This is a genomic window from Bacillus sp. JJ1532, assembly GCF_036965085.1.
Lineage (GTDB): Bacteria > Bacillota > Bacilli > Bacillales > Cytobacillaceae > Cytobacillus.
In genome coordinates this window covers 1-11,365 of the sequence record NZ_JBALOW010000133.1, presented here as the reverse complement: position 1 = coordinate 11,365, position 11,365 = coordinate 1, and the positions used below count along the sequence as shown (strand labels likewise).

Below are 11,365 nucleotides of genomic sequence, written 5' to 3'. Positions count from 1 at the left end.
AACTGGATATTTATGTTGAAAATAACTTTATCGTATAGTATATTAATGGAAATTAGAGGTGAGTATAATGCGTTCTTATAAGATTATTATGTCGTTCTCACAATTACATCATCATATCAAGTAGCCTTGCTATTCGATTTTAATAATCGTCAATAGGAAGGCTATTTATCATTAAAACCGTATTTGATTAAGTTCAACACTTAAATCAGGTGCGGTTTTTTTATTTATTAAAAATATTTGGAGGTAAAGAAATATGAAGAAAATGGATTATCAAAATGTGAAGGGTACACAAGATTATTTACCTAATGATGAAGTAGTACGAAGAAATATTAGAAGAACTTTAGAAGACGTATTTATCCAATACGGATGTAAACCCCTCGAAACACCTATATTAAATTACACGGAATTGCTCGCTTCAAAATATGGTGGAGGTGCTGAAATATTAGAAGAAATGTACACATTAACGGATAGAGGAGAAAGGGATTTAGCTTTACGATACGACCTTACTATTCCCTTTGCAAAAGTTGTTGCTATGAACCCAACATTGAGGATGCCTTTTAAGAGATATGAAATTGGTAAAGTATTCAGAGATGGTCCAATCAAAGCGGGACGTTTTCGTGAGTTTACTCAATGTGATGTTGATATTGTGGGAGTGGAATCACAAATTGCTGAAGCAGAATTGATGGTTATGGCTTTAGATGTATTCCGTAAGCTCGGGTTAAAGGTAATGATTCAATATAACAATCGGAAATTATTAACGGGTATGTTAGAAGTGTTTAATACAGATGAGGACAAAATAAATAAGGTTGTTTTAATCCTTGATAAACTTGAAAAAGTAGGATTAGAAACGGTAACATCGGAGTTGACTGAACAAGGTCTTTCACCTTCTACTGTCCAATCCATTAAACAGTTTTTGAACGATAAAAATAATAAAAGTTATAGCTACTTTGAGCCTTTTACAAAACAAAATAAACAAGTTGAAGAAGGATTAGAAGAATTGAAAGAACTGGAATCCTATTTAGCTTTCCTAGGTGTTAATGGTAAATGTGTATTTAATCCGTTCTTAGCAAGAGGATTAAAGATATATACTGGCACTATTTATGAAGTTTTTTTAACAGACAAAACCATCAAGTCTAGCATTGGCAGTGGAGGTAGATACGACAATGCAATTGGTGGACTCATTGGTACAAATGAGAAATTCTCTACGGTTGGAATATCATTTGGTTTAGATGTCATTTATACCGCTATACAATTATCGAAGGATAGCACGCTAGAAGAATCGAATGTCGATTTTTACATTATACCAATGAATACTCAAAAAGAATCATTATTAGCAGCAAGTTATTTAAGAGAAAAAGGGTATACGGTAGAATTGGAAATGGGGAACAAGAAGTTAGGTAAAGCCTTAGATAAAGCAAATAAAGAGAAAGTACGTAACGTTATCATAATTGGAGAGGAAGAAGTAAAAAATAATCAATTTAAAATTAAAGATATGTTAACTGGTGAAGAAAAAACTGAAGGTTTCCTATTTAATAAATAACTTTTCTTATTGAACAATAGCATTAGTTAAAGCAGAATCGAATTATTTTAGGTTAGGTTCCATATTATAATTATTCAATAAAGCCAGCCAATAGAAGTTTCAGTGATTTCAGCAAAACGGGATCATTGTCCCAACCAGCCTGAAACATGCTTATACAAGTAGGGAGTGAACAGTTTTGCTAACGGGATCAAGTCCCACGGGCGCTATGTTCTATTCAGACTACCGCTATAATAAAACCAAATAAAAAAGTTCAACCAGTAAAAACTGGCTAAACTTATAATACGATCAGGCGCGATTGTTGAATAAGAAAGGGCATTACATATTTTATATGACTAATATGTAATGCCCTTTAATTTATCTATTTTATAAAATTTAGGTCTTGATAAAAAATTTGCTTGTTTTACCTTCTTGATCTTGGTATAAGTACTCAGAAAATTGAAATGTGGCATCAATCAGTCGATGGTGGTCATGATGATTTAATTGAGTATATGGATTGGCCAGTTACATAAAGCTATATCGAAACTGTTGGACAACATTTTGGAATAAAAACATCATTTCAGTGGCATGAGGGTGGAATTTATAACGAACTTATGAGAAAGGATAGTCTTACTGATGACGTTTATTACTGTGATAACAGAGAAATAGTTAAGCTACCTACAAGGAATGGTAAAAAAAGTACAAGGCATAAATGGCTTGCAATGAGTCCTGATTTAAGAGTCAGATGGTGTTCACCATATGTGAAAATTGATGTCTTTCGTAGGGTATTAAATAATTATCCAAGATGTAAAGATAAAAAGATTCTTGTAATTACTGGTGAACGAAGAGAAGAGTCTCCTAACAGAGCAATGTATTTCGAAACTGAAATACATGCCTGTAATACCAATATGAGACTTGTACACGCTTGGCGGCCAGTGATTGATTGGTCAGAATAGAGGATTTGGGACGAATATGAGAAAAGAAGATTTCTTCCACATCCAGCGTACTTGCTTGGCTGAAACCGTACTAGTTGTTTTGGCTGTATTTTCTCAACATCAGACCTATGGCAATGATGCGAGAAATAGCACCTGAACGTTTCAATAAGCTAGTGCAGAAAGAAAATGAGTTAAACCATACCATTGATACAAATCGCTTATCTCTTGAGCAAAAAACTAATTTTAGTTCAATTGACCGATTACCGAAAGACAAACGATTGAGTAAATGGGTAACTCTTGCATTAAGTAGAAATTTTAATAATGAAGACTTAATTATGGATAAATGGGAAATACCAGCGGCAGCTTTAATAGGTTCAACCGGTGGACCCGTTTAATCCCATTTCGAATAACCGTCTAACCATTTAGGGGAACATTGATTTATTTAAACTTAGATAACTAAAGAGTAATTATGCAAAGACAGGATGGATAACCCACCCTGTCTTTTTTTATATCATACTGGGGGAAATAAAAAAATGACCAATTTTTTTAATGATGGAAAAAATGCTTTTCTCAACATCATATCTGGATGACGAGATTAAATGTTTAAAGGCCGCAATACCACCACATATCCTAGCTACCTTTGCTATGTGGAGAAATGAAAAGGAGGATAAACTACTTCAACATAACCTTTTAGACCAAAATTGGGTATAGGGTCGAATCGCTGTATATTGATTGTGGATCTTTTACATTTAAAGATACTGATTATGGATTACAGGAAATGATCGACACTTATTAAGAAATGAGAGAAGAAGATGGATACACATTTGATATTCATGATGAACAAGAATTGGTGATGTTTTCTCATTGGTGGTTCCGTCAATTTGATGCAAGGGTTTTTTTAAAAAAAAGATTTGTGTAGATATAATTACCAGTAGAATTACAGTTTTATATACCTTAATATAATAGAGTACTTCATGAGACCTAAAAATATACCACACTGGAGGTTTTGAAATGAAAAAGAGTATCATTGCTAGTGTAGTAGCTTTGGGAGTGCTAGGAGGTGCAACAGTTCCAGCCAATGCAATGCCTATGTTTAAAGAACCGCCGTTCGAAGCTTACAAAGTATACAAAGGAGATTCTTTTTCGCTCATTGCAAAGCGTTACGGACTGGATTATAAGAAACTAATGGAACTTAACCCAAAAGTTGATCCAATGAATATGCAAGTAGGTTCTGTTATTAGGTTAATGCCTGAGAAAACAGCGAACCAAGAAGAAGTCAATACGAACAAGATTATCAATACAGGTTTATCCTTAATAGGAAAGGCTGAATACGCTGATCTAGGTAAAGTTGACTATGCCTCCCTTAAATTCCGTTGTGCTTCGTTCATTCATTATATATTCAAACAAAACGGAATTGACTTAGGTACAGCGAATGAAGATGATATGTATGAAATGGGGACACCTGTTGAAAGGAAAAACCTAAAACGTGGGGATTTAGTTTTCTTTGACGGTAACCATAACGGACTAATTGAACATGTAGGAATTTATATTGGAGATAATAAATTACTTCATATGGCGAACCACAAATTAGACGTTGTTGTTAGTGACATGAATGGAAGCTATTATAAAGAGGCTTATTTTGGGGCAAAAAGAGTTATACCTAGTTTGCTTCCTTAAACTACACCAACAAACAAAGACAGGCGGTTTTCCCCTGTCTTTTTTGTATATATTTTCTTTGACCATCTACAACCCCATCCAATAACAGCCTATGCCCCGATAAATAAAAGAGCTAGGCTGAAGATACTGCAGTTGTAAATATAGATGTTCTCCTTAAGGATTTAGAAAATGAACTTAAAAATAATTGAAGTAACGGCTGTATTAGAAATATAAATTAGAATCCATTTTGCACTTTTTCGCATTCTTCCTCCACAATCGGGCCATTTAATGGAATAAGACTCTTAATCAAAACTGGATATTCATGTGAGATTTTGAAGAAATGCACTTAAACTGATTTGTTCAATAAGGAGATGCTCCGCTTCCTATACAGAGCAGGAGAATTGACCCCAGCTATTTAAGCAAGATCGTCTCCCCAAATTCATCAAATGCGTGCTTAAAGTCAAATGCAAAAGGATCTGTTCCATGTTGAATATAAAAGTCGTATCTCTTGAAAGCCTCCTTCCATGAAACATCCGTTACCTTCTCCGTCCACCACACCACATAATTAGGTTGTCTCTCTTGAAGAGGTCCAAACCACTTGTTCCTGTCCCGTAAAGCTTCCTTATGTTGACCTGAATAGGTAAAACGATATAAACATTGAAGGCTTTTCCATACTGTTAGTGTGAGAATGGGGGAACCTTCTCCTTTGATTGCTTTCTCAGGGAAAAGTACTCTATTAGGTGAAAATTCCTTTATTAGATGCCCAGTTTTAGCAGCCTGTCGAATTATTTCATTTCCCACTTCAAAAAACTCACGAGAGGCAGGATGTTCATTTGGATGTTTTAACCTACCAACTGTATAAATCGCAACAAAAGCCAAAATTACCCCTCCAATTACACTATTTACCTACATATATTCTAGAATGACTGGACTAATTCCTAGTTGAACTATATAACTATTAATTGTGGTGGTAGATCAGATGCTTTTCTTTGTTGAACCTTTATTTAGTAGAAAAATACTCTTTTTAAACACCAGATTTAAAAAATGAGTTGCAAAAATGGATAATTATAAAGAACTTAGAAAATTTGTAGGACAAAGTCCTTTTATACTACCAGGTTGGGTTGTTATCAAAATGATTCTAGTATTGAGTCCAAATCCTAGTTATTCCATTAAAGACCGCTCTACCTGAATAAGAACAACAAAAAAATGCAAAACCAGTTGTGTAAATTTATGAGTTGTAAAATAGTAGCTTGCATGTCTTCTTGCAAATACTTGTGAAAAATGTTAATCTAAATATGAATTATTTTTGTTCGGTGTAAAGGATAGTTTTAGTAAAACTTTTCGTCTTGATGATCACTGAGAGCAAGGATAGTAACACAATGTGTGTTTTTCACACTAGGAGGCAACATAAATGGAAAATGGTAAAGTAAAATGGTTTAACAGCGAAAAAGGCTTCGGATTCATCGAGCGTGAAGGTGGAGAAGACGTATTCGTACATTTCTCAGCTATTCAAGGCGAAGGTTTCAAAACTTTAGAAGAAGGTCAAGCTGTGACTTTCGATGTTGAGCAAGGTCAACGTGGAGCTCAAGCAGCTAACGTGCGTAAAGCTTAATAATAAAACCAAACTCAAGCAGGCTCTTTATAGAGTCTGTTTTTTATTTATCTTATAAGCAAAGAACCCCACTCACGAATGAGTAGGGCACATATAAAACAGTAAATCAAATGGTAAACAAAGTGTATCACATAATCACAAATTCTCCTACATTTAAATAAACAATTTAAATCTTTTTGTAGAGAGGGCTAAAATACCACTCCTTTTTTGGTAATTCAAACAGGTGCTTATGTTGGATTAAGCAATGATATTCAACAAATGGGTGCGATTCTGTAGCAAGAATTACGCTCTTTCGTTGTGTTAAGGGCCATTAATGGAGGAAGAATATACAGAAAAAGTGACTGGAAGGATGTTATTTATTGCAATATGCTTGGTTAATAACCGAGTAAAATGACCAAAACTAACCAGATAGGTAACTTAACCTAGAATAATTATGGAGTGATTTTATGAGTAAAGCTAAAGGAAAAGGTGGAACTGGGAGAGGAACAGACAAGAAGGGTTGGAATCGTTGGCAAGCTAGTGCAAACAAAAAAAAGAGTGCAAAACCTTATGTTAGTAAAGGTACAAAAAAAACAAATGTTGAAAATGACCCCACGAGCAAAAGTTAAACTAAGTTATCCGAAATATAGCGAATGCTGAAATAAATACAATTATTTATTTACCCAACGTGTGCGAGCTCCTTTATAGGAGTTCGCTTTTTTCTTTTTATGCTGGGTAAGGTCAGTTTAATATAAGTAACAATTTACTTTTCTAGGTTTTTCTTAAAAATAAACGGTTCTTTTAATGTGAAATCGCTCTTTTAAAAAGCCCCTTAAATTTCTCCCTATCTTCTGATGTAAATGGTTTAGGCCCCTTTGTACGCATTCCGCTTTTTCGAGCCATTGCGCTCAAATAACGTGTTTGTAATAATTGGTCAATGTTTTCATTTGTATATGTAGACCCATTATGGTGAAGTACCACACACCCTTTTGCTAAACCTAGCGAAGCAAGACCATAATCTTGCGTAACGATTATATCTCCTTTTTCTACTAACTTTATAATCCGATAATCAGCAGCATCTGCTCCAGAATCAACATAAATGGTTTCCACTCCTGATGGTTGTTCCGCATTAGAAAAATGAGAGTAGCTAGTAACAAGGATAACAGGTATTTCAGCACTCGTACCTTCAGAGATAATGATATCTTTTACCGGACAAGCATCTGCATCAACATAAATTTTCATCTTTACCTCTCCCCGTAAGTAAGTTTGAGTTGATGATAGTGGCAAATTTCGTCTTTGTCAAACGATAAAGATGGTTTACCTAAAATCATTAAATAACAAAAGAAAGATCTTTTTTTCATTGGAGAAACCCTCTTACAGAAAATAAGGATATTGACCCTTCTAAGAACAAGTTATTTGCTGTTATGATTTTTAAGATTTGGATTTGTTTGTAAATCATGAAAGGTAGGATATAGCAAAGATGAATTTAAAAAAGATTTTCAAGTCTTTAGTTCTAGCATTCTTTCCTGCGGCCTCAACCGATCATCCCAAGTCCATTCGCTCCCCGGGGCCAGGTGTCACAGTGATCGGGGTCCTGATGGCTCTGTGGTGCATCGCGTTTGCGGTGGTCAATATCGTTTTCGAGGTCACTGACCATTTCGCCGGGGGTCCACTTGCCGAGTACACGGCCGGCATCACGGTGATGAACTGGCTTGTTGTTGGTTTTAAGTCATTGGGCGCGGCTGTGGCGTTGTTGTCGGTTGCGAACATCCCGAAACTTCACCTACCGGCACTCATGACCGTGTTGGTGTGGGGAGCTTTCGCCACGCTCGGCTTATATGCCCTGGGCAGCGTGACGCAGGCGCTGGGTATGATCTTTGGGTTTGCGGGCACTTCCGACCAAATCGATCTTGCAGGCGTCGGCTACGTATTTATGTTCCTGTTGGCCGCTGCTGGCTATGGTTTCCTAGCCGTCTCCTACTCGCGGCGATACGGCACACGAAGAGGCTATGCCGTCCTCGGGGTGGTCGGCGCACCTGTGGTACTTGGTTTGATCCTGATAGTGGTCCCAATGCTACTGGTTGCCTTCGGATTCATGCCTGCATACTGATGACCATTTCGCTGACAGTAAAGATGGAGCATCATTATTGATCATCATTTCCACGGTGATCCCTTCTGCTTCTTCCAATTCTTGCGCCACCTCAACGTTCATCCCACATTTTGCGCCTGTTTAGGTATGTTTATAATTTTTTGGCAGGAATTCGACTCCCACTATCAAAGTTTTTGGTGAATCCAAGCAATGCGGTGATTGCTTGGACTCTATTAAAAGATGAAATCCCAGATATTTATTCGATTCGTATCGGATCGAACCATGTTAGAATAATCGTTAGTATTGGATATCATAGACAATATTCGAGAGGAATGGAAATACTTCACAACTTTTTAAGCAATCGGGCGCGATTGTGGAAGAACGAAGTGTCATTTCACACTAGTATTACATTGAAGCAATCAAACGGGTTATTTAGAAAGCTAATATGAATTTGCAACGAGAAGATTATCATGATAATGTGATTTATGGGTTAGATTCCTATTAACCCACCGAAAGGAGTTATTTCCATGATTATTCAATTCATTCGTTATAGATTGTAACAGGTATAGACTATTTTCAGATCCTATTCATATTTTTTTGCAAAATATGAGGAGGGTTTATTTGTCTATGCCTTTTTCATTTATCTAAAAACGAATGAATGAGGTGACTTCTTTGTTTAAAATGAATAAAAGATTGAAGAGTGCGGAGTATATAAGTAACTTTGAATCCATTTTTAAGTGTCCTATTTGTCATTCAACAATGATGGTTTTTGAGTTTAAAAGTTTAATCTGCTCAAATAACCACACATTTGATTTTACCAAGCAAGGATATATCAACTTGACGACTCACCAGGTAAAAACTAAGTACAGCAAGGATCTTTTCGAAGCACGAAGAAAACTTATTATAGAGGATGGATTTTTCAAACCACTCAGCCAAGCAATTGCTGAAATTATAAATAAGCATACTATTAAAAAGGGAGCAATATCTTTAATTGATATGGGATGCGGAGAGGGTTCACACCTATCCTCTATTTGCGATATTGTTAGTTCTGAATATAATAAAACAATTAAAGGAGTAGGAATTGACCTTTCTAAAGAAGGCATATTGGTAGCTGCCAAGAACTACACCAATAAGATTTGGGCTGTTGCTGACCTTGCCAATACACCATTCAAGGATAAGCAATTTGATGTTATACTGAACATCTTGTCGCCTTCAAATTATGCAGAATTTAACAGACTGACAAAAGCTGATGGTCTAGTAGTTAAAGTTGTTCCCCAATGTGGCTATTTAAAAGAATTTAGAGAAGTTATATTCGATGAACCCAAAAAACAATCTTATACTAATGTTAATACTGTTGAACGATTTAATATGAATTTCAAATTAGTAGATAGTTCAAGACTATGTTATGCTGTGACACTTAATAATCCATCAATTCAAACACTGGTTCAAATGACTCCTTTATCATGGGCGGCCACGGAGAGTCAAGCTAAATTATTCTTAGAAGCAAATTCAGCTCAAATAACCGTTGATTTGGAAATATTAATTGGTAAGAAATATTAAATTTTGAGAAGAGAGCAGCCTTGCAGTTTGGACTGCTCTTATCACTTCTATACAGCAATCGGGCACAATTCTTAAAATAGAATTGTGCCTTCTTTAGCTATAAGGCCAGATTGAAGAGTAAAGAAGTTTTTTAATATGGCTCTTCACCAAAACCTATGGTTGACGCATGACTTACTTGCATTCGGTCAAAATGCGATTTTCGTATACCATAAAGGAGATACTTCAGCTTACGATTTAGACTTAATAAAGATAAATGCTTATTAAAATTAAAACACATCATGCTACACTATAACTATGAAATTCCACGAACAATAACAAAATAACAAGTCAGTAAGGAGAATAACATGCTAACGATTTTACAAGAAGAACAATTTGAAAACCTCTATCAATTAATTGAAGATTCTTTCCCTAGTGATGAATATAGGCCCTACCAAACACAACGTGCATTACTTTCTAATCCTCACTATCAAATATATGTTTATGAAAAAGATAATCAGCTTGCTGCTTTTTTTGCCACATGGGAAGGACCCGATTTTATCTTCCTAGAGCATTTTGCCGTTAAAGCAAGCTTTCGCAATGGTGGCTTAGGGTCGAAACTACTCCAAGCATTTCTTAAGCAGCAGTCAAAACCTATCGTCCTTGAAATCGAACCACCAGAGGGGGAAATCGAAAAAAGGCGAGCTGGTTTTTATGAACGAAATGGCTTTAGCCTTAGTCAGTGGGGCTATGTTCAACCAGCACTTGCAAAAGGGCAAAGCCCGGTTTCAGTTGTATTAATGTCTTACCCGAAACCATTACAAGAACAAGCATATCAATCCTTTAAAAACTGGGTATTTAAACACGTCTATTCATAATATTGGATTTTTTGGTGGTAAATTTGCGATCTCCAAGCGCTGCCTTATAGAAAAAGCATGAATTAATGTGAGTGCAGGTCGCAATTTTTAACGCATTACCCCATCAGTTGCTGCAATTAATGATTCAAGTTGTTTAATACAAATCATCTTCTTATTAGTAGCAATGGTCAAGTACGATCTTCCATTAATGGAGCAATGAAAAATCCTAATTTCTTAGCATTAAATTAAGAAATTAGGATTTTTAATATTGAAATTCCCTTAACATTGTAAATCCGCGTTTCCTGTCGCTACCCCACTGTCTACTTGACAGGGGTATATCCAAATCCCTAACCTTATAAAAGTGAAGTTTTCTGCTGCATATTTTCAATTACCTGTATCATAATTTTTGTAACGAAATGTTCCTTTTGGTTTTTTACAACTGTATCATAAATATACTCTTCAAAAACATAATCTCCTAAGGCTAAATCTAAACGTTCTATCTCTGAAATAAGTCTCTTATAGGTATTATGTATTTTTTTATCATCTCCAATATGATACCCAATTAGAAAATCACCCTTTACAGCCTGGAAATACGGATATCCTTCTTTGGGTTGTGGTTGCTCAATGTATAAATAGCTATACTTAGAGAATTCTCCCTTTAAAACTTGCTCCCGTTTCGTTATACCACCTATAGGATAACCTGTATCAAGCTGTAATTCGTTCAATTCACCAATAAACTCTGAAATAACCTCTACAAATTCCTCATTGGTAATACTTTCAATGTTTCTGCTTAAATAAAGTGTGGCTTCTGGTAAATGTTCAAGCGTAATTTGATGAAAGTCAAGGTGTGAGGCCTCCTCCATTAATGTTATTTTTGTTTCGATAAGTTTTTCCTTCATTTGAATTTCCTGCCGCTTTTTCATAATCTCTTCTTTCTTTTGATACATTAAAGTTAAAAAACTTTCAGGAGATTTATTTTGCGTGTACTGTTGAATATCATTTAGTGACATACCAAGATCTTTTAATAAATCTATAACAAAGAATAACTCTATTTGGTTGATTGAATAAAAACGATAGCCTTTTTCATTTTTAAATACTGGAGACAGAAGACCTATTTGATCGTAGTAAAAGAGTGTTTGTTTGTTAACTTTGCAAAGCTTTGCGAATTCACCTGTAGTTAAATAT

General features: G+C 35.4%; 12 protein-coding genes. 8 read left to right on the top strand and 4 right to left on the bottom strand.

Features of this window, described 5'->3' with window-relative positions; translation table 11 throughout:
- Positions 1–253: 253 nt before the first annotated feature.
- The 3 genes from V7122_RS25145 (at position 254) to V7122_RS25135 (ending at position 4,128) form a co-directional block, all read left to right on the top strand.
- Positions 254–1,540, top strand: coding sequence for a histidine--tRNA ligase (locus V7122_RS25145; RefSeq protein WP_335529942.1), 1,287 nt, complete (start codon positions 254–256; stop codon positions 1,538–1,540).
- A 1,045-nt stretch (positions 1,541–2,585) separates the two neighbouring features.
- On the top strand, positions 2,586–2,846 hold the full coding sequence (locus tag V7122_RS25140; RefSeq protein ID WP_335529939.1) for a hypothetical protein: 261 nt from the start codon (positions 2,586–2,588) through the stop codon (positions 2,844–2,846).
- Between the two features lie 616 nt (positions 2,847–3,462).
- Entirely contained in the window at positions 3,463–4,128 is a 666-nt protein-coding gene (locus V7122_RS25135; RefSeq protein WP_335529936.1) for a C40 family peptidase, read from the top strand.
- Between the two features lie 390 nt (positions 4,129–4,518).
- Here the strand turns inward: V7122_RS25135 and V7122_RS25130 are convergent, their stop codons facing one another.
- A complete protein-coding gene (locus tag V7122_RS25130; protein WP_335529934.1) occupies positions 4,519–4,986 on the bottom strand; it encodes a DUF3291 domain-containing protein in 468 nt (155 codons plus the stop codon).
- A gap of 532 nt (positions 4,987–5,518) precedes the next feature.
- Here V7122_RS25130 and V7122_RS25125 point away from each other — a divergent pair.
- Both V7122_RS25125 and V7122_RS25120 read left to right on the top strand, forming a co-directional pair.
- Positions 5,519–5,719, top strand: a complete 201-nt coding sequence (locus tag V7122_RS25125) for a cold-shock protein (protein ID WP_026574136.1) — start codon at positions 5,519–5,521, stop codon at positions 5,717–5,719.
- Between the two features lie 446 nt (positions 5,720–6,165).
- Positions 6,166–6,327, top strand: a complete 162-nt coding sequence (locus tag V7122_RS25120) for a DUF3934 domain-containing protein (RefSeq protein ID WP_335347991.1) — start codon at positions 6,166–6,168, stop codon at positions 6,325–6,327.
- A 172-nt stretch (positions 6,328–6,499) separates the two neighbouring features.
- Here V7122_RS25120 and V7122_RS25115 read toward each other — a convergent pair whose 3' ends face one another.
- Positions 6,500–6,940, bottom strand: coding sequence for a YaiI/YqxD family protein (locus V7122_RS25115; RefSeq protein WP_335355585.1), 441 nt, complete (start codon positions 6,938–6,940; stop codon positions 6,500–6,502).
- 238 nt (positions 6,941–7,178) lie between these two features.
- On the opposite strand from V7122_RS25115, the gene V7122_RS25110 reads away from it, so the two are divergent.
- Complete coding sequence (locus V7122_RS25110; RefSeq protein ID WP_335529932.1) at positions 7,179–7,808, top strand: hypothetical protein; 630 nt, start codon at positions 7,179–7,181, stop codon at positions 7,806–7,808.
- Here V7122_RS25110 and V7122_RS25105 read toward each other — a convergent pair.
- Positions 7,773–7,898: a hypothetical protein gene (locus V7122_RS25105; RefSeq protein ID WP_335490647.1), complete on the bottom strand. Its 126-nt coding sequence runs from the start codon at positions 7,896–7,898 to the stop codon at positions 7,773–7,775. The two genes, V7122_RS25110 and V7122_RS25105, sit on opposite strands and share 36 nt — an antisense overlap.
- Positions 7,899–8,468: 570 nt before the next feature.
- On the opposite strand from V7122_RS25105, the gene V7122_RS25100 reads away from it, so the two are divergent.
- Both V7122_RS25100 and V7122_RS25095 read left to right on the top strand, forming a co-directional pair.
- Positions 8,469–9,347, top strand: a complete 879-nt coding sequence (locus V7122_RS25100) for a putative RNA methyltransferase (RefSeq protein WP_335529945.1) — start codon at positions 8,469–8,471, stop codon at positions 9,345–9,347.
- A gap of 344 nt (positions 9,348–9,691) precedes the next feature.
- Positions 9,692–10,201: a GNAT family N-acetyltransferase gene (locus tag V7122_RS25095; RefSeq protein ID WP_335529926.1), complete on the top strand. Its 510-nt coding sequence runs from the start codon at positions 9,692–9,694 to the stop codon at positions 10,199–10,201.
- 332 nt (positions 10,202–10,533) lie between these two features.
- Here the strand turns inward: V7122_RS25095 and V7122_RS25090 are convergent.
- Positions 10,534–11,365, bottom strand: an 832-nt coding sequence (locus tag V7122_RS25090) for a MerR family transcriptional regulator (RefSeq protein WP_335529923.1), incomplete at its 5' end; no start/stop codon positions are given.